Source organism: Vibrio sp. 1751 (assembly GCF_033339895.1).
Classification (GTDB): Bacteria; Pseudomonadota; Gammaproteobacteria; order Enterobacterales; family Vibrionaceae; genus Vibrio; species Vibrio alginolyticus.
In genome coordinates this window covers 15909-36283 of the sequence record NZ_JAWOVM010000028.1, presented here as the reverse complement: position 1 = coordinate 36283, position 20375 = coordinate 15909, and the positions used below count along the sequence as shown (strand labels likewise).

Annotated in this window: 16 protein-coding genes; 10 read left to right on the top strand and 6 right to left on the bottom strand. The window is 43.7% G+C overall.

Annotation, left to right across the window (positions count from 1 at the left end; genetic code table 11):
- Window positions 1-18: 18 nt before the first annotated feature.
- Window positions 19-1461, bottom strand: coding sequence for a pyruvate kinase (pyk, locus tag R7041_RS11365; RefSeq protein ID WP_206949251.1), 1443 nt, complete (start codon window positions 1459-1461; stop codon window positions 19-21).
- A 410-nt stretch (window positions 1462-1871) separates the two neighbouring features.
- Here pyk and R7041_RS11360 point away from each other — a divergent pair, with 410 nt between their 5' ends.
- A complete protein-coding gene (locus tag R7041_RS11360) occupies window positions 1872-3089 on the top strand; it encodes an ROK family protein (protein WP_005385828.1) in 1218 nt (405 codons plus the stop codon).
- A gap of 363 nt (window positions 3090-3452) precedes the next feature.
- Window positions 3453-4406 carry a chemotaxis protein CheV gene (locus R7041_RS11355; protein ID WP_005372976.1) on the top strand — a complete coding sequence of 318 codons (954 nt, stop codon included), beginning with the start codon at window positions 3453-3455 and terminating at the stop codon, window positions 4404-4406.
- A 72-nt stretch (window positions 4407-4478) separates the two neighbouring features.
- Here the strand turns inward: R7041_RS11355 and R7041_RS11350 are convergent, their stop codons facing one another.
- The 4 genes from R7041_RS11350 to R7041_RS11335 form a co-directional block, all read right to left on the bottom strand.
- Window positions 4479-7553: an error-prone DNA polymerase gene (locus R7041_RS11350; protein ID WP_206949250.1), complete on the bottom strand. Its 3075-nt coding sequence runs from the start codon at window positions 7551-7553 to the stop codon at window positions 4479-4481.
- Between the two features lie 27 nt (window positions 7554-7580).
- Window positions 7581-8984 (bottom strand): Y-family DNA polymerase, encoded by a 1404-nt coding sequence (locus R7041_RS11345; RefSeq protein ID WP_017821661.1) that lies wholly within the window; start codon window positions 8982-8984, stop codon window positions 7581-7583.
- A gap of 4 nt (window positions 8985-8988) precedes the next feature.
- A complete protein-coding gene (gene imuA, locus R7041_RS11340; protein ID WP_017821660.1) occupies window positions 8989-9681 on the bottom strand; it encodes a translesion DNA synthesis-associated protein ImuA in 693 nt (230 codons plus the stop codon).
- A 129-nt stretch (window positions 9682-9810) separates the two neighbouring features.
- On the bottom strand, window positions 9811-10557 hold the full coding sequence (locus tag R7041_RS11335; RefSeq protein ID WP_005372980.1) for a YciK family oxidoreductase: 747 nt from the start codon (window positions 10555-10557) through the stop codon (window positions 9811-9813).
- 254 nt (window positions 10558-10811) lie between these two features.
- On the opposite strand from R7041_RS11335, the gene sohB reads away from it, so the two are divergent.
- The 8 genes from sohB (at window position 10812) to R7041_RS11295 (ending at window position 19922) form a co-directional block, all read left to right on the top strand.
- Window positions 10812-11873 (top strand): protease SohB, encoded by a 1062-nt coding sequence (gene sohB / locus R7041_RS11330; RefSeq protein WP_005385819.1) that lies wholly within the window; start codon window positions 10812-10814, stop codon window positions 11871-11873.
- 208 nt (window positions 11874-12081) lie between these two features.
- Entirely contained in the window at window positions 12082-12762 is a 681-nt protein-coding gene (gene cmk / locus R7041_RS11325) for a (d)CMP kinase (protein ID WP_021033981.1), read from the top strand.
- A gap of 110 nt (window positions 12763-12872) precedes the next feature.
- Entirely contained in the window at window positions 12873-14543 is a 1671-nt protein-coding gene (rpsA, locus tag R7041_RS11320; RefSeq protein WP_005385817.1) for a 30S ribosomal protein S1, read from the top strand.
- Between the two features lie 213 nt (window positions 14544-14756).
- On the top strand, window positions 14757-15038 hold the full coding sequence (ihfB, locus tag R7041_RS11315; RefSeq protein WP_005385816.1) for an integration host factor subunit beta: 282 nt from the start codon (window positions 14757-14759) through the stop codon (window positions 15036-15038).
- 269 nt (window positions 15039-15307) lie between these two features.
- Window positions 15308-15604: a LapA family protein gene (locus tag R7041_RS11310; protein WP_053304243.1), complete on the top strand. Its 297-nt coding sequence runs from the start codon at window positions 15308-15310 to the stop codon at window positions 15602-15604.
- Window positions 15605-15622: 18 nt separating this feature from the next.
- Window positions 15623-16798 (top strand): lipopolysaccharide assembly protein LapB, encoded by a 1176-nt coding sequence (lapB, locus tag R7041_RS11305; RefSeq protein ID WP_064368637.1) that lies wholly within the window; start codon window positions 15623-15625, stop codon window positions 16796-16798.
- An 84-nt stretch (window positions 16799-16882) separates the two neighbouring features.
- The gene (gene pyrF, locus R7041_RS11300) at window positions 16883-17584 is read left to right on the top strand and encodes an orotidine-5'-phosphate decarboxylase (RefSeq protein WP_064368636.1); all 702 of its coding nucleotides are present in this window, start codon (window positions 16883-16885) and stop codon (window positions 17582-17584) included.
- A 499-nt stretch (window positions 17585-18083) separates the two neighbouring features.
- Complete coding sequence (locus R7041_RS11295; protein ID WP_005376669.1) at window positions 18084-19922, top strand: extracellular solute-binding protein; 1839 nt, start codon at window positions 18084-18086, stop codon at window positions 19920-19922.
- Window positions 19923-19982: 60 nt separating this feature from the next.
- Here R7041_RS11295 and R7041_RS11290 read toward each other — a convergent pair whose 3' ends face one another.
- Window positions 19983-20222, bottom strand: a complete 240-nt coding sequence (locus R7041_RS11290) for a hypothetical protein (protein ID WP_005376679.1) — start codon at window positions 20220-20222, stop codon at window positions 19983-19985.
- Between the last annotated feature and the right edge of the window lie 153 nt (window positions 20223-20375).

Below are 20375 nucleotides of genomic sequence, written 5' to 3'. Positions count from 1 at the left end.
TCCGGTTAGGTATAACGACTACGCTTGTAGAATGCGCATGCAGTTGGTTGAGCCAACAACATCCATTACATCGCCTTGAGTAATAATGACTAAATCACCTTTGTGCAAGTACCCTTGCTCTTTAAGGCTAGTAATCGCTGCTTGAGCCGTTGGTAAACCCGCATCACTTTTTGACTCGAAATATACAGGTGTCACGCCTCGGTATAATGCTGCTCGATTTAGTGTCGATTCATTCCGTGATAAGGCAAATATTGGCAAGCCAGAGCTTAAGCGAGACATCATCAACGCAGTCCTGCCGGACTCAGTTAACGAGATCATCGCTTTAATTCCTTCCATGTGATTCGCAGAGTACATGGTTGCCATTGCGATGGTTTCTTCAGCGGTTTCGAAGGTTCTATCTAAGCGATAAGTAGATAGACTTGCCTCCGACATTTTTTCTGCCCCCACACATACTTCGGCCATGGATTTGACCGTTTCTACAGGATATTTACCTGCAGCAGTCTCTCCAGACAGCATCACCGCGTCAGTGCCGTCTAGAACCGCATTGGCCACATCCATCACTTCAGCACGCGTTGGCATTGGGCTAGTAATCATGGACTCCATCATTTGTGTCGCAGTAATCACGATACGGTTTAAACTGCGTGCGCGGCGAATCAGTTTTTTCTGGACACCTATGAGCTCAGGGTCACCGATTTCTACACCAAGGTCACCACGTGCAACCATCACTACATCGGATGCGAGAATAATGTCGTCAATAGACTCATTGGTCGCGACGGTTTCTGCTCGTTCGACTTTAGCCACTAACATGGCTTCAAGGCCTGCATCTCTGGCTAAGCGTCGAGCGTAATGCATGTCTTCGCCGTTACGCGGGAATGAAATAGCAAGGTAGTCTACTTGAATTGCTGCGGCGGTAAGAATGTCGGCTTTATCTTTCTCTGTGAGCGCATCGGCTGACAATCCGCCGCCTTTTTTGTTGATCCCTTTATTGTTGGACAGTGGACCACCGACAATCACACGGGTATGAACTTTATTACCCTCTACTTTGGTAACTTGCAGCTGAACGCGTCCATCATCGAGTAATAAAATGTCATTTGGTGAAACATCTTGCGGTAGTTCTTTATAATCTAACCCTACAGATTCTTGATTGCCTTCCCCTTTTGGTAAATCACTATCTAATGTGAATTTATCGCCCACATTCAAAATGACTTGGCCGTCTTTAAACGTCGATACACGGATTTTAGGGCCTTGTAAGTCACCAAGAATAGCAACCTGACGCCCAAGTTTTGCTGCAATGGTACGGACTTTGTTCGCTCGTTGAATGTGGTCTTCACTGGTTCCATGTGAAAAATTCATACGGACAACGTTTGCACCGGCTTTGATGATCTCCTCAAGTATATTGTCCTTATCCGTTGAAGGACCCAGCGTAGTGACAATTTTTGTTCGTCTTAGTTTGGAAGTCATAGATTCTCCGATGAATGTGTGTGTACAGGTAACTTGAACTCTATCCTTACTTTACGCAATCGCTCTCAAGGTTAGCCTCGTTGCTGAGCCCACACCTTAAAGCTACTTGAATATAAGTATATGCACAGAATGTTTACATTAAGAGTAACCCCGGTAAAACAGACAGATATTCGACAGGCAATGGCCTTATTGATAAAAATGCGCTGCTTTAAAGGCACTACTTCATAATTTAGTGAATAAAAATAAGTTATTTTTCAAACAATTTAACAGGAGTAGATTCTTCGTTATTTGATTGAATACACAAACAAACAGGTTTATACGTGATGCTTGTCACGGGGATTTATTAATTCACTTCACAATTAGTTCGCAAAGTAAAAAAATTGTCCCGTTATAGAATTTCGGAGTGCAAGATGTACATGGCTCAACCGGGCCATATTGATCATATCAAACAGGTCAATGCTGGTCGTGTATATAAACTAATTGACCTAAAAGGTCCTATTTCTCGAATTGATTTGTCCAAGCAGAGTGAGCTTGCTCCTGCTAGTATCACCAAAATCACTCGGGAATTAATTGAAGCGCACTTGATTCATGAAACGACAGTACAAGAAGCGACGAGTCGTGGTCGACCTGCTGTCGGTTTGCAGGTCAATAATGAAGGCTGGCAATTTTTGTCAATGCGTTTGGGGCGGGGTTATTTAACCATTGCTTTGCATGAGTTAGGCGGTGATGTACTGATCGATACTAAAATCGAGATACACGAGCTTGATCAAGACGATGTGCTTGAGCGCCTGCTTTACGAAATTGATGAATTCTTTCAGACTTATGCGGATCAACTTGATCGTGTTACCAGTATTGCCCTTACGCTGCCTGGCCTCGTGAACTCAGAGCAAGGTGTCGTTTTGCAGATGCCTCATTACAATGTCGAAAATCTTGCTCTTGGACCAGAGATATACAAAGCAACAGGCTTGCCAGTTTTCATTGCCAATGACACGCGAGCTTGGGCATTAGCAGAAAAGCTTTTTGGTCATTCTCAAGATAATGACAACTCCGTTCTTATCTCTATCCACCACGGTTTAGGTGCGGGCATCATTCTGGATGGGCGCGTTTTGCAAGGCCGTCACGGTAACATTGGTGAACTCGGGCATATTCAAATTGACCCAAATGGAAAACGTTGTCATTGCGGCAATATTGGCTGTTTGGAAACCGTTGCCAGTTCTCAGGCAATTCGTGAAGAAGTCGTAAGACGAATCGCTGATGGCGAAGACTCTATTCTTGCTAAACAAGAGGAAATGAGTATTGAGAGCATTTGTGAAGCCGCTGCAAACGGTGATCCTTTGGCCGTCGATGTGATTGAAAAACTTGGACGCTACTTAGGCTCTGCAATTGCTATTGTGATCAACTTATTTAACCCTGAGAAAATCTTGATCGGTGGTGTGATTAACCAAGCAAAAGATGTGCTTTATCCTGCGGTTCGTCGCTGTATCGAAGAGCAGAGTTTACCTGTTTATCACCAAGATCTTGAGCTGGTGGAGTCTCGTTTCTATAAGCAAGCCACAATGCCTGGTGCCGCGTTGATTAAGCAAGCGTTGTACGATGGTCAACTATTGATGAAGGTTGTGGAAGGTTAAGTACTTTTTAACATGATGATGTGCCTGGCTGTTGAGACTGCATTTGTAGGTGATTTAGGGTGAGACTTAACGGCTCACCCTTTTTGATCGCCTATTACTAGAATGGGAATTTGAGTTATGTTGCATTGCTATATCTGCGCCATTCATGTAATTTCCTAAAAAGCTCAAGTAAATAAACAAAATGGCTTTCAATGTGCTGCGTGACTTTGCGTCTGATGCAAAGAGAAGTAATACGCTAAAACTGTTGTACTTTAAAGCTGTGCTCGAAAAGCCAAATATTTTAAGGTTATTTGGTTATATAACCTTGCTGTGTCTGTACTGATTTCGAGTAAAATAAGAATTATCCATAATTTAGGTAGTAGTATGTCCGGAGTGTTAAATACGGTTGACCAGCGTACAAACTTGGTTGGTGAAAATCGACTAGAGCTTCTGCTGTTCACTTTAAATAGTCGCCAATTATTTGCGATTAATGTGTTCAAAGTGAAAGAGGTCATCAAGCTTCCACCGTTAACCAAGCTCCCTGGATCGCACTACAATATTCGTGGGGTTGCTTCTCTACGAGGTGAAGCGGTACCAGTGATTGATTTACGAGGCGCAATTGGTTTTCCTGCTTTACGTGGTGAAGCGGAAGAAGAAAATTTGATCGTGACAGAGTACAACCGCACGGTGCAGGGCTTCTTAGTCGGTCCGGTTAAAAACATTATTAATACGGCATGGACTGAAATTCAGCCGCCTCCTTCCACGTCTGGTCGCTCGAATTACCTCACGGCTATCACGCAAATTAAAGAGGGGGATGCCTCTCAAATTGTCGAAATTATTGACGTTGAAAAAGTTTTAGCAGAGATCGTACATTACGACGTGACTATCTCGGAGGATATTCTCGATCAAGAATTGGCCCAAGCAATGGTCGGGCGTAATGTTCTGATTGTGGATGATTCCTCTACAGCTCGTAATCAAGTTCGCGATACGCTTTCTCAATTAGGTATGAATATCATCGAGTGTCGTGACGGGCTAGAAGCGTTAACGGTTTTAAAACGTTGGTGTGATGAAGGTAAAGATGTAGAAAAAGAGCTGTTGATGATGATTACGGATGCTGAAATGCCTGAAATGGACGGTTATAAACTGACCCATGAAGTGCGCCAAGATCCACGTATGTCTAAGTTGTTTATCACATTGAACACTTCTCTGAGCGGTAGTTTTAATGAAGCCATGGTACAAAAAGTAGGCTGTGATCGCTTTATATCTAAATTCCAACCGGATCTGCTGGTTGAAGTTGCTCAAGACCGATTACGCCAGATGCTTTCTAAAAGTGCATGATTAGATCTAGTGAAATCAGAGGGAGCGCACCTCTCTCTGATTTTTAACATCTCTCTCCTTAATTCCTCTGTACTAATGGAAATCCCGAGATTTACTTTGTAGATTGTTCAAGTAGTGCGTGCAATCAATCAACTTACCAGCAATGACGTGCGTGACTTCTCCCTCTCTTTCAAGAATGCCTTTCACCATTAATACTTTAGCGCCTAAATACGCTTGCTTTTGGGCTCGTGCTGTAGCTTGCCAAACGACCACATTAATGTTGCCCGTGTCATCTTCTAACGTAAAAAATGTCACGCCAGCGGCGGTGCCTGGAGATTGTCTTCCTGTTACCACACCTACCACTGTGACCAGTGACTTATGCGGTTTCTCTGTCAGTTGCCTCATGCGGGTAAAGTGAGGGAGTTTGCCCGTTTCTTCTAATAATTTAATTGGATGGCGGCTAAGAGATAGTCCCGTGCTTGCGTAATCCTCAATTAAATTTTCATATTCAGAGGGTTGAGTCTGGTAGCTAACATTGGGTTCTTCGACCTTGTGAAACAATGGTAGGTCAGATAAGGAATCCATTGCTGCCCAGCGAGCGTTATAACGATTTCCCGATAAGGCTTGAAATGCATTGGCTGAAGCCAATAATTCAATGTCACTTCGGCTTCTTAATATCTGCTTTACTTCTTGAATCGATCGGTAACCATTAAGTGGTTTGCGCTCAATAAGTCTTTGTGCGCTTTCTGCGTTAAAGCCTTTCACCAAGCGAAAACCAAGTTGCACGCCGAGCCTGCCATTCGGACGTGAGACGAGATGATGTTGATATTTTGAATGATTGACGCACACCGGCAATACTTCGACGCCATGTCGGCGAGCATCTTGTACTAATTGCGATGGGCTATAAAATCCCATTGGTTGGCTGTTCAACAATGCAGTGTAAAATTCGGCTGGGTAATAATATTTTAACCATGCAGAACAATATGCCAGCACTGCGAAAGACGCTGAATGACTTTCAGGGAAGCCGTACTCACCAAAGCCGCAAATCTGATCGAAAATGCGCTCAGCAAACGCTAAGTCATAACCTCTCTCTTGCATACCATTGATCAGTTTTGGTCTGAATTTAGCGAGATCGCCATTCTTTTTCCATGATGCCATCGCTCGACGGAGTTGATCGGCCTCGCCGCCGCTAAACCCTGCGGCTACCATGGCTAGCTTGATGACTTGCTCTTGGAAAATAGGGACGCCCATAGTCCGCTCCAGAACGCTTTTTACTTCTTCCGATGGATAACTGACTGGCTCTTTGTGATCTCGTCGTTTTAAAAAAGGATGCACCATATCACCCTGAATAGGGCCTGGACGAACAATTGCAATTTGAATCACTAAATCGTAATAACAAGCAGGCTTTAGGCGAGGAAGCATGCTCATTTGTGCACGAGATTCTATTTGGAATACGCCTATCGTGTCGGCTTTTTGGATCATGCGGTACACGTGTGGATCATCTTGTCGGCGAGTGATTTCGGAAATAGAGAGGGATCGCTGGTGATGTTTCTCGACCAGCTGAAAGCACTTTTTGATGGCGTTTAACATGCCGAGTGCGAGCACATCGACTTTTAGTAGCTTCAAGCTTTCTAAATCGTCTTTATCCCATTGAATGATAGTGCGATCTTCCATCGAGGCATTTTCAACAGGTACCAACTCATATAAAGGGCCAGATGAAATTACAAAGCCACCTACGTGCTGAGATAAATGGCGTGGGAAGCCAATGATCTCGTTGACCAATTGGATAAACTGCTGCCCTTTGAGAGATTCTGGTTGTAAGCCAAGTTCAATAATTTGAGCTTGCCAGCCTTGGCTGCGATCTCGGCGATTAACGTTCTTAATGAAAAAATCCAATTGGGTCTCTTCAATCCCTAGTGCTTTACCGACTTCACGCACGGCACTTTTAAAGCGATAGCTGATCACTGTTGCAGCAAGTGCTGCACGCTCACGGCCATATTTTTTGTAAATATACTGGATAACTTCTTCACGGCGCTCGTGTTCAAAGTCCACATCAATATCCGGCGGTTCCTTACGTTCTTTACTGATAAATCGTTCGAATAAGACAGCGATTTGTCGAGGATCGACGGCGGTAATTTCCAGGCAATAACACACCACAGAGTTTGCAGCGGAACCTCGCCCTTGGTAAAGAATGCCTTGCTGTTTCGCGAACATTACGATGTCGTGAATAGTAAGGAAGTAGTAGTGGTATTTCAGCTCTTGAATAAGCGCCAGTTCATTCTCGATGGTTTGATTGACTTCTGCTGGCACGCCTTCAGGAAAACGCAGCTTTTTACCACGTTCGACCAACATACGTAAGTAAGAGTCGGGTGTGTAACCATCTGGGATCAGCTCGGTAGGATATTCGTATTTTAAATCGGAGAGCTTAAACTCGCATAAATCGGCGATGTAAGTACTTTCTTCCAGCCATTCTGGTTTGTAAATCCGAATCAACTTTTTAAAAGGACGAAGCGCTCGCTCAGTATTCGAAATACGGTCAAAACCGAGTTTATCGACGCTACACCCATGCTTTATAGCAGTAAGTACATGCTGTAATGGCAAGCGTTCAACATCATGCATGAGAACGCCTCCGCAGGCAGTTATAGGTAATTGAAATTCATGTGCTAACTGCTCGCAGTGCGCAATGTACTCAGTATCGTTGTTACTCAAATGGCGCTGAATCGCTACCCACAAACGATTAGCGTGGTGTTGATTGAGCCAGCGCCCCCAATGGTGATCACTCTCTTGATGTGTGGGCAGCCACAATACCAAACAATGTCGAACCGACATCAAATCCCATTCGAACAGTTGATAGTTGCCTTTTTCACTGCGTCTCCTTGCGTTTGTGATGATACGACACAACTCGGCATAAGCCTTGCGACAAGGGCAAAGCAGTACGATTTGGCATTCATCATTTAACCAAAACATACTTCCAACGATTTGTTTGATATCGAGTTTATGTTGTTCGATGGTCGCATGGGCTTTGACAACGCCCGCGACTGAACATTCATCCGTTATAGCTAGAGCTTGATAGCGATAGAAAGCAGCTTGGAGTACCAGCTCTTCTGCATGAGAAGCCCCAGTCAAAAAAGAGAAGTTAGACTGACAAAATAGTTCCGCGTAACTCATAATGACCCAACAAAAATAACTGTCGATTTAACAAAAATAGCCATGAAGAAACCAGTGCTTGTGCTGATCGCGAAATATCCATAACCAGCGGCCTTGCTTGGTGTGTGCAATGTAGTAATCACGCATGATCTCATCACCATCCCACCACCCAGAAACTATTCGCTCAGGTCCGTGGACCAAAGAAACTTGCTCTTGCAATACAATGGGAGTCGGTAATTGCATTGCTGGGCGTAGTATGGATGGTATGTCGTGCCCCTTTTCATCCGGAGCATCAGCAGGGCGATACTGACTGGCCTTTTCTGGTCTAGGATCGCAAGCAATATTGGGTTTTAAAACGGCACTTTTTCCCAATTTAGCTTGCAGTAAAGAGAGCAGCTCTAAAGCATTCATGTTTCCTTTCTGCCCAGCAAAGAGATCGCGTGATGCACTAAGAGGCTCACCTTGACGGATGACTTTTAACGTTAGCCCTGTGACTGGGCCATTAAGCGAGAGTGACTCTAAGCTCAAACTCGCTAACTGTTGCCAACGCTGACATAGGTAATCACCTTGCGCAGAAGTGAGTTGAAGGTGTTGCTCTTGTTTCTCACGCTGGTGGAGTGTTAAACACAGTTCAAAAGCGACCTTATCTCTTAATTTAAGAAAGATTTCGAGTTGACGAAGTAATTTGGCCAACGGCTTTTCAATCCACTGAACGTTTTCGATCTCAAACAACAGCTCTAAATAAACTTGAAAGGATTCGGTAGGGTGATAAAAGTCGACAGGGTGTTTAAACTGCCCAGTCAGTCGACCAACGTAGTTCACCAAATCGATATCAAAGCGTCGTGCGATGTCTTGCAATGGCAGTTCAAGCAGGTTTTGCAATGTGGTGACACCTACACGTTGTAACTTCTCTACGGTAGCGTTTGATAAATCTGTCAGTGTTAACGGTATTGGTGATAAGGCTTTTTGTATGGCAGATTTGTCTTCGCTGATGACGTTCGCTCCTGATAATGCCATCAATTTGGCAGCAAAAGGCGAAAAACCACATCCGAATTGAAAACTCAGTTTCAGCTCCGATAAGTGAGCTCTGACTTTATTCCAATAGTTTTCAAGCCCTTCATACAGAGCGAGCATTGGAGTAGCACGCAGTAAAATACCTTGGTTTGGCATCAACACAACGTCAGATGTGATCAAATACAACCACTGGGCTACCTCTTGTAATTTATTTAATTCGGTTTGTGGATGATAAGGATGCACTTGTAAATCTCGACACAAGGACGCAGCACTGCCTAAGCCCATACCAGGCTTAATGCCTTGTTGTTCGGCAATCTCGTTGTATTGAATAATCTGGCAACGTTGGCTTTCGACAATCACCACGGGTTGTTCTTGGTTATCACCAAAGAGTGCGTCTAGCTGCAGGCGAGGGAAGTGTAAGTAAATCCACAGAGACATATCACTAACCTTGGTTCGCCAGTGGGAAGTTGACCACAGTCGAGTGCACAGTTTCAGATGATGGTTTCACCAGTTGCGGGTAATGGTGTTGGAATCCGATACTAACGCTACCTCTATTCCAGCCTCCTTTCCTTTTCAGCACTTCAACATGAATCCCTTGCTCGTCGCCTTTCAGTTTTAAACTGAGTGACACAGGCAAAGACAAGCGGTTGATAGTATCTGTTTTAAGCATAAAGAGAGGGCAACTCCCTTGTTCACTTGCTACCTGTAAGCGTTTCACTTGATGTATTTCAAGCTCTTCTTGCCATAACAAAACATTACTGCATACCCCACTTTTCAGACATTGCTCTGCAGCCCAAAGAGCGTCTTTGGGGTGAGTTGGAGTAACGACCCACACTTGGTTTATATCCAACCCGATGTAGTGTAAAAACAGAGAATTCACTAGCGCAGGTGGTTGAATAAATGCGGTCACACCATTGGTCTGAGTGGCTTTTAAATAGGGAGCGAGCAAACGCAATTCACCAATACTACCAATAGATTCCATCTCCACTACGCCATGAGGTGGAAAGCCTCCGCCGAGCAAATCATCTAATTCAGAAAAACCGGAACTAGTCTGCAACTGCTGAGGATCTGCTTTCGTTAAATTTGCTTGCCAAACAAGGTGTTGGCTTTTTAAGTTCTGAATAATATCTTGCATAATAAATACCTGTATATATATACAGTATATTTCTGTGGGAGAAAGTCGCAAGATTTTTATGAAGAGAGAAATGAAAAAAGGCAGCGTTTGCTGCCTTTTCAATCGATTATGTGAGGTAACCTGAATGAGTTATTTACGCTTCGGTTGAGCGTCGATGCACTGACCGTTCACATCGGTAACCGCAGGATCCATTAAGTGCAAATATAGCGGCATGATATCCAGTGGCGTTTTGAGAGTATTCGCATCTTCACCCGGATATGCTTTTTCACGCATGCGAGTACGAGTGGCACCAGGGTTAATTGCGTTAACGCGGATCGGTGTATCACTCAGCTCGTCAGCCAAAACTTGCATCATGCCTTCTACGGCAAATTTAGAGATAGCGTATGGCCCCCAGAATGCGCGGCCAGAGTGGCCGACGGTTGAAGAGGTAAAGATAATACGCCCAGCTTCTGATTTACGCATCACAGGCAGTAGTGCTTGAGTCATTAGCACTTCGGCTTTCACGTTGATCTGCATGATATCGTCGAAGTCTTCCTCTTTGATTTGATCAAATGGACACAGCGAACTCAAGACACCTGCGTTGTGTAATAGACCATCCAAGCGACCAAACTGTCCTTCGATTGTCTCTGCCATATCAATGTAATTCTGCTGAGTTGCACCCTTGAGATCCAATGGAATGATAGCTGCTTGTGGATAGCCAGCAGCTTCAATCTCATCATAGATAGATTCAAGGTTTTGCACATTTCTACCCAAGAGAATAACAGTTGCACCGTGCTCGGCATAAGAAAGCGCGGCTTGACGGCCGATGCCATTACCAGCGCCAGTAACAAGAATGACTTTACCTTTTAGAGCATCAGCTGAAACGGAGTAGTTCACGGCGATAAATCCTTATTATTGTAAGAGGGTCCATGATAGTTAATTGACGCTAAAAAACGCCTGTTTCTCAATGGAAAATCTTGGTAATCGTGACAAGATGGTTACAATACACCAATTCATGTGTTATACCAATTCCAGAACTTTCGTTAGGTATGCTATCAATCAGAACAAGTGGTTACAAACCGCGCTGCCTTCTCGCTGATGTTTCTGCGTAACATACTAACGTCATCTGAAATGAGATAAAGGAGCTCTCGTTGGAATTTTTATTAGATTATGGTCTGTTTCTGGCCAAAATTATCACGGTGGTTGCTGCGATAATTGTTCTGCTCATTATTGCAAAATCGGCTGGTGGCAAATCGGGTGCGGCGAAAGGGGAGTTAGAGATTACCAACCTTTCAGAGCAACACAAACAATCTGTTGAGCAGTTAGAGCATCATTTGCATGACGATGCTTTCATCAAGGCTCGAGATAAAGCCGTCAAGAAAGAAGAAAAAGAGAAGAACAAATCTCGCGAGAAAGAAATCAAACAAGCGAGCAAAGACGGTTCATTAGATAGCAAGCGTGAACCACACCTATTTGTTCTTGATTTCAACGGTAGCATAGACGCAAAAGAAGTCGCGTCTCTACGTGAAGAAATCACCGCTATTTTGGCTGTCGCACGTGAAGGTGATGAAGTGTTACTTCGCTTAGAGTCTGGCGGTGGTATGGTTCATGGTTACGGCCTTGCCTCTTCTCAACTGGACCGAATCAAAGCTGCGGGTCTTCCTCTGACCATCTCTGTTGACAAAGTTGCGGCAAGTGGCGGTTACATGATGGCATGTGTAGCAGATAAGATTGTTTCTGCACCATTTGCAATTGTGGGGTCTATTGGCGTTATCGCACAAATTCCTAACTTCAACAAACTGTTGAAGAAACATGACATTGAGTACGAACAACTAACAGCGGGTGAATATAAACGCACGCTAACGATGTTCGGTGAGAATACCGATAAAGCGCGCGATAAGTTTAAGCAAGAACTTGAAGAAACACATGTCTTGTTTAAAGACTTCATCCGTGAGCGTCGTCCTAGTTTGGACCTAGACAAAGTAGCCACTGGTGAGCACTGGTTCGGTACACAAGCGAAAGAGCTTGGTTTGGTGGATGACATTAGTACATCTGATGATATCGTTGTTGCGGCATGCAAAGATAAAACCGTACTTTCTGTGCATTATGTGCAGAAGAAAAAGCTGGCAGACAAGCTAGCAGGTGTGGCGGGTAAAGTCGCTGATAGTGTGATTTTAAAGTTAGCTGAGCGTGGTCAAAAACCGATTGTTTAATCGAGCTTAAGTTCATGACATTTAAAACGGCGAGGGCAGAAGCTCTCGCCGTTTTTGTTGAACTTTATGTTTATTGATGAATCCAATTACGCATTAGGTGTAATGCTTTACACGACATTTTTCCTCGCTCCAAAGACTGATTACCCGTATAATGTGCGCCTCGAAAACCGAGCAAATTGCTGAAAAGAAACTATTGGTGGAGAAGAACATGTCCTCTCAAACTCCGGTTGTAACCGTAGATGGACCTAGTGGTGCAGGTAAAGGCACTTTATGTATGTTGCTGGCGAAAAAGTTGGGTTTCCAACTCTTAGATTCTGGCGCAATTTATCGTGTACTTGCACTCGCTGCGATTCACCACGGTGTCGACACCGAGTCAGAAGATGCTCTTGTCCCACTAGCAACCCACCTAGACGTTCAATTTATCGCGGAAGGTGACTTAGTTAAGGTCATTCTAGAAGGCGAAGACGTGTCAGGGGAGCTTCGTAAAGAAGAAACGGGTATGGCAGCATCTAAAGTTGCGGCTTTGCCACGTGTTCGTGAGGCATTACTACGTCGTCAGCGTGCATTTGAGACCGCACCGGGTCTGGTTGCTGATGGTCGTGATATGGGCACAATTGTATTCCCGAGTGCGCAAGCAAAAATCTTCCTTGATGCGAGTGCTGAAGAGCGTGCAAATCGACGCCTTAAACAGTTGCAAGAGAAAGGGTTAGATGTTAGATTTGCTGACCTTTTAAGCGAGATCCAAGAGCGTGACGACCGAGATCGTAACCGCCCAGTGGCGCCATTACGCCCTGCTGAGGATGCGCTTGTGCTAGATTCTACGTCGATGACTATCGACGAAGTAGTAGAAAAGGCACTACAATATATCGAATCGAAGCTAGCTGAGTAATAATACTCGACTAGGCTAAGAGCGTTGGTCGCAAGGATGATGACTGGCGAATTTAATAACCCCATGCGGTAGGATACCCGTGGAAGTTTAATTTATTGAAGATTAATTAAATGACTGAATCTTTTGCTCAACTCTTTGAAGAGTTTCTAAACGAAACAGAATTCCAACAAGGCAGCATCGTTAAAGGTACTGTAGTAGCTATCGAGAACGGTTTCGTTCTTGTTGACGCTGGTCTTAAGTCTGAATCTGCTATCCCTGCTGAACAGTTCAAGAACGCTGCTGGCGAACTTGAAGTTGAAGTTGGCGCTGAAGTAGACGTAGCTCTAGACGCTGTTGAAGATGGTTTCGGTGAAACTCAACTTTCTCGTGAGAAAGCTAAGCGTCACGAAGCTTGGATCGTACTTGAGAAAGCTTACGAAGAAGCTGAAACTGTTGTTGGTATCATCAACGGTAAAGTTAAAGGCGGTTTCACTGTTGAACTAAACGGTATCCGTGCTTTCCTTCCTGGCTCTCTAGTAGACGTACGTCCAATCCGCGACACTGCTCACCTAGAAAACAAAGAGCTAGAGTTCAAAGTTATCAAACTTGACCAAAAACGTAACAACGTAGTTGTTTCACGTCGTGCAGTTATCGAATCAGAGAACAGCGTTGAGCGTGACGAGCTTCTAGAAACTCTACAAGAAGGTTCTGAAGTTAAAGGTATCGTTAAGAACCTTACTGACTACGGTGCGTTCGTTGACCTAGGTGGCGTTGACGGTCTTCTACATATCACTGATATGGCTTGGAAGCGCGTTAAGCACCCATCTGAAATCGTTAACGTTGGTGACGAGATCCAAGTTAAAGTTCTTAAGTTCGACCGTGAGCGTACTCGCGTATCACTAGGTCTTAAGCAACTAGGCGAAGATCCATGGGTAGCAATCGCTAAGCGTTACCCAGAAGGTCACAAACTAACTGGTCGCGTAACTAACCTAACTGACTACGGCTGCTTCGTTGAAATCGAAGAAGGCGTTGAAGGTCTAGTTCACGTTTCAGAAATGGATTGGACTAACAAGAACATCCACCCTTCTAAAGTTGTTAATGTTGGCGACGAAGTTGAGGTTATGGTTCTTGAAATCGACGAAGAACGTCGTCGTATCTCTCTAGGTCTGAAACAGTGTAAAGCTAACCCATGGCAGTCATTCGCTGAAGCACAAGCTAAAGGCGACAAAGTTACTGGTAAGATCAAGTCTATCACTGACTTCGGTATCTTCATCGGTCTAGAAGGCGGCATCGACGGTCTAGTTCACCTATCTGACATTTCTTGGAATGTTGCTGGTGAAGAAGCTGTACGTGAGTACAAGAAAGGCGACGAGATCTCTGCAGTTGTTCTAGCAGTAGACGCTGAGCGTGAGCGCATTTCTCTAGGCATCAAGCAAATGGAAAATGACCCATTCAATGCTTACGTTGCTGACAACAAGAAAGGTGTTCTAGTTAACGCTACTGTAACTGCTGTTGACGCTAAAGGCGCTACTGTTGAAATCGCAGAAGGCGTTGAAGGTTACATCCGTGCTTCTGAAGTATCACGCGATCGCGTAGAAGATGCTTCTCTAATCCTAAGCGCTGGTGATGTTGTTGAAGCGAAGTTCACAGGTGTAGACCGTAAGAACCGCGTAATCAACCTATCTATCAAAGCTAAAGACGAAGCTGACGAGCAAGAAGCAATGGCATCTATCAACAAGCAAGATGACAATGCATTCGGTAACGCAATGGCTGACGCTTTCAAAGCTGCTAAAGGCGAATAATATACTCGCTTAAGCAAAAAAGGAGCCGCAAGGCTCCTTTTTTATATTTGGTCATATTTAAGTAGTAATACTAATGACAGTAAACTATCTTAATAAAAGGCATTTCTTCATTGCGCATTTTGCATAAAATTTGTCTAGAATTGTCAGCAAGTGTTTGTTGGAATTAGTATTACTTACTATAATAAGTGATAAAGATACTCAAAGAGGGCAACTATGACTAAGTCTGAACTGATTGAAAGACTCTGCGCTGAGCAAACACACTTATCAGCGAAAGAGGTAGAGGATGCTGTAAAAGATATTTTAGAGCACATGGCCTCTACACTAGAGAGCGGTGACCGTATCGAGATCCGTGGCTTTGGTAGTTTTTCTCTTCATTACCGCGAGCCTCGCGTAGGTCGTAACCCTAAAACGGGCGATAAAGTGGAATTGGAAGGTAAATACGTTCCACATTTCAAACCTGGTAAAGAACTTCGTGAGCGTGTAAATATTGGTTAATGCACTCTTATTAGTTTGAAAAAAGCGGCATACGTTTGTGTATGCCGCTTTTTTGTAATGTATCCAAGTTAGTAATACATCCAAGATCGTTTACTAATCTAATTGTGGATTCAGCTGTTTTCTATACCCAAATAACTTTAACTTCTAAGCATGTCTACAAACTAAGCATCTTGAGGTTACTTGGGTATAGATTATTGCTAATATACGTAGTCTGAAGAAGCATTTTCCTGCATAATCTTACCGACTTACTCCTAGAAGGGTGATGTAACATGAAAATTATAAAAATCGTTGCTGTTTTAGCTCTCTTTTTAATTGCATTGGCGTTAGGTTCCCAAAACCAAGAGCTCGTGACTTTTAACTATCTTCTAGCAAAAGGAGAGTTCCACTTATCTACGCTATTAGGTGTAGTATTTGTGGTTGGCTTTGCTTTAGCGTGGGTTACCTTTGGTAGCATCCAACTGAAAACTCAGCTACAGGTCCGTCGTTTAAAGAAAAAACTGAAAAAGTACGAACCAACTGAATCAAACAACGCTGCTGATAAGCCAGCCATTGAAAAACAGGCATAAGGATAAGGCTTAACTTTAATGCTTGAACTACTCTTCTTGTTGTTGCCTATAGCTGCTGCGTATGGCTGGTATATGGGGCATCGCAGCGCTCAGCAAGACAAGCAGAAGCAATCTCATCAAATCTCTCGTCAGTATATGACGGGTCTTAATCTGTTGCTCTCTGACCAATCAGATAAGGCTGTCGATCACTTTATTGAATTGCTCCAAGTTGATAACGAGACCATCGATACTCACCTTGCGTTGGGTAACCTGTTCCGGTCTCGTGGTGAAGTCGACCGCGCAATCAGAATTCACCAAAATCTTATTTCTCGTTCAGGCTTAACACTGGACCAAAAGAACCTCGCCCTTCAACAGTTAGCGAAAGACTACATGGTCTCAGGTTTTCTTGATCGTGCAGAGAAAATCTTCGAACAGTTAGTCGAAGAGCCAGATTACAAAGAGGCGGCTCTTCAACAATTAGTGACCATTTATCAGCAAACACGAGAATGGGAAAAGGCGATTTATTACGCGAACCAATTGGCTAAGTTAGGTAATAAACGCTCAAGGATGCGTGCAAATATTGCCCATTTTTGGTGTGAAATAGCCATGCTCGACCAAGCTGATGGGAATACTAATAAGGCAATACAGCATTTTAAAAAAGCGTTAGCGGAAGACCCGAAGTGTGTTCGAGCAAGTATTGCTTTGGGACGAATTTATCTAGAGTCTGAAGACTATAAGCACACCATCAAATATCTGACAGGGGTACTTGAGCAAGATAAAGACTTTATCAGTGATGTCTTGCCAACTATTGCAGAATGCTATCATCATCTGGGTCAGGAAGATGAACTTGTCGAGTTTCTGCGAGCTTGTATTGATAAGAAAGCTGGCGTATCAGCCGAGTTGATGTTGGCTCAATTAGTTGCTCATCACGAGAACGTTGGGGCTGCTCAAGAGTTACTGACGAAACAATTGCTGAAAAACCCAACCATGAAGGGCTTCTACCGTTTAATTGACTACCACATTGCAGAAGCAGAAGATGGTCGAGCGAAAGACAGCCTATCAACACTACAAGCGATGGTGGGTGAACAGTTAAAAGTGAAACCACATTACCGATGCCGGAAGTGTGGATTTTCTGCCCATTCCCTTTATTGGCATTGTCCGTCCTGTAAAGGATGGGGGACGATCAAGCCAATCCGCGGATTGGATGGTGAATAATTCTTAATGCAGCTGGCAGAGTTTCTGTCCGCTGCATTTTTTTAACTTTTTATTTAATAAGAACCAAAACAGTTAGGAGATGAAATGATCGACCAAAAAGTTATTGTCGCACTGGATTATGATAACCAAGCAGATGCACTTGCGTTTGTAGATAGAATTGATCCTGCGTCATGCCGACTAAAAGTTGGCAAGGAGATGTTTACGCTATTTGGTCCTGATTTTGTACGTGAACTCCATAAACGTGGTTTCTCGGTATTCCTAGATTTAAAATTTCACGATATTCCAAACACCTGCTCGAAAGCAGTTCGCGCTGCGGCTGAAATGGGTGTATGGATGGTGAACGTACACGCGAGCGGTGGTGAGCGTATGATGACGGCATCACGTGAAATTCTTGAGCCATATGGTAAAGATCGTCCACTTCTTATCGGTGTAACGGTGCTAACCAGTATGGAACAAAGTGATTTAGCTGGTATTGGTTTGAATGTTGCGCCTCAGGAGCAAGTGATTCGTCTAGCAACCTTGACCAAAAACGCGGGCTTAGATGGTGTCGTATGTTCAGCGCAAGAGTCCTCACTACTGAAGAGCGAACTAGGCCAAGGATTTAAATTAGTGACCCCTGGTATTCGACCTGCTGGCTCAGAACAAGGTGATCAACGCCGTATCATGACGCCAGTAGACGCTATCCAATCAGGTTCAGATTATCTTGTGATTGGTCGCCCTATCACTCAAGCGTCAAATCCTGCAGAAGTGCTGAAGTCGATCAATGAGAGCTTATCTAACATGTAAGCACTGTCTCGATTGTATGGAGAAAAGTGAGGCTAAGATGCCTCACTTTTTACATCGAATGAAAATACTAATCGCGGTAAACAACCATTCCTTTTAACCAGCTATGTCTGATCATTTACTCGCTTTAACCGGTATATCGGGGCCAATTGAGATCAAGGTTCTGCGGTTTATTCTGAGTAAAGTAGGGCTTGGTACTATGTCGATCACACTTTTGTAACATAACTCACTGTGATGCCTCGAAAATGCAACCATGTGTTATTGATGGCTTGCGTTACAAATGTCTAAAGAATACTATGGCGAAGATGCATTCACTGCGTTGTAAGGTCTAGGATGACCTAGTGAAACTCTTTGAAATTAATATAGAAGCTGGCAGGACGTCACTTCATATTACGTTCCTATTATTTCCTATCTGCGTATTTTAAATCGCAGCTTTCTGTGAGCTTTCACACGCTGTCTTCCTTGTTACGACCTTAGTGCGCAAACACAACAAGGAAGAAACATGACTAAAAAACTGCCATTTTCAGTACTAGCAACACTGACCGCTGCCAGTTTTCAACTGAGTGCGGCAGAATTGCCAGCTGATATCGAATGGATTTCAAACAACAACGAACCTCTATTTGCCTCTGAAGAGGCGGTACGAGGTGGCACCTATCGCACTTACATTCAGAGCTTTCCGCAAACATTACGAAGTGTTGGTCCAGATGCGAACTCAGGTTTGCGCCAATACTTAATGGATGGTTCACCAAAACTGGCTCAGCGTCATCCAAATACTGGCAAATGGATCCCTCAACTTGCTAAGTCATGGGCATTTGGAGAGGACAACAAAACCGTATTCTTTAAACTCGACGAAACGGCCGAGTGGTCAGATGGTGAAAAAATTACAGCAGATGATTACGTCTTTATGATGAAGTACTACACGTCAAAAGACATTATCGACCCGTGGTATAACGACTTCTTCACAAACAGTATTGTGAGTGTTGAAAAAATTGATGACTACACGATCAAAGTCAATCTTGCTGTAGCTCAAAGTCATGACTCACTTATGGTTATGATTAACATGCCAAGTAATGGTTTTCAGCCTCGTCCTGAACACTTCTTTGAAGGAGAAAAGGACGCAAATAACGATGGCATGCCTGATAACTTCGTCAGAAAGTTTAACTTTAAATCTGAGCCAACCGCAGCGCCTTACTACATTGATCAAGTGAAGAAAGGTAAGAGCGTGACATTCAAACATGTCGGTGAAGATTGGTGGGGATACAACAACCGCTACTATAAAAACCGTTATAACGTTGAAAAAGTTCGCATTAAGGTAATTCGCGATCCTGATATTGCCATGAAGCACTTTGAGAAAGGCAACTTAGACTACTTTGAGATGGTGCTACCAAGCTTTTGGCATGACAAAACCAATAGTGATGTGTACAAAAAAGGCTATATCCAAAAGTACTGGGGCTTTAACGAAGCACCGCAAGGAGCTGGTGGTCTTTGGATGAACACAGCGATGCCGATGTTGGATAACCTAGAAGTGCGTAAAGGTGTTATGGCAGCCACTGACTATGACGGCATGATTGAAAACATCATGCGTGGAGATTATTCACGTAAACCGCATGGACTCGGCTTTGGTCATGGCGAATACGATGATCCTAACAATACACCGCCAAAGTTTGATGCTGATGCGGCGGTTAAACACTTCGAAAAAGCGGGCTTTGACAAAGTGGGCGCAGATGGTATTCGTATTAACGACAAGGGCCAACGCTTGAGCTTTGCTATCACCTATGGATACAACTCTTGGACACCGCGTATTGCATACCTGAAAGAGCAAGCGAAACTTGCTGGTCTTGAGTTCACGTTAAACTTGGTGGATGGCTCATCTGCGTTTAAATACATTCTTGAGAAAAAGCATCAGCTAGCGTTTTTGAATATGGGCTCTGGTGAGATCCCTGCGTATTGGGAATACCTACACTCGGATAATGCAAATCGACCACAAACGAATGCTCACACCAACTACAGCAGCCCTGAGCTAGACAAGTTAATTGAAGCGTATGATTCTGAGTTTGATCAGGAGAAGCGTTACGACTTGTCGCATCAAATCCAAAACTATGTCAGCAAAGCGAACATCATCGTTCCTGGCTACATGGTGCCTTATTCTCGAGTTGCTCATTGGCGCTGGGTTAAAATTCCTAAAAACGGCATGACAAAAGCGACAGAATGGGTGCTTCATCCAATGGATATCGGTAATTTCTGGATTGATAACCAAGTAAAAGAAGAGACAGAAGAAGCGATGGACGAGGGTAAAACCTTCCCAGAATTAACGGTAATTGATGATCGTTACAAATTGTAAATCAGTAGTTTAGATAGAAAATGATAGCCCCGGTAATGAATTTTATCGGGGCTTTCTTTTTTACTTAATAAGGTAAGACGCTTCTAAAAGGTAGGTTTTTGCATCACCAAGCAAAGAGAACGCTTTATCGATGGTTTTAAATCGATCATCAAGCGAGTCGCTTGATATCAGCTGGCTGAATGTTTGCAACGAGAAAGCTTCGTTTGCTTTGAAGAACTGATGTACGTTTTCAAGCTGCACTTTATGAATATGCTCCACCTTATTTAGGGCGGTGGTTAAATCGGAAATGTTAATCGACATTGCTACTCGGGAACCTTATCAACAAGACCTATATGAGGTCATAGAGTGGGGTTTTATATTTTGTGACAGAGAGTAGCACCGAAGAGCAATTTATAGTCTGATGAAGATCAATTTGCCTTATTTAAGCATCTGTAACGTGGCACTAGACGTGTA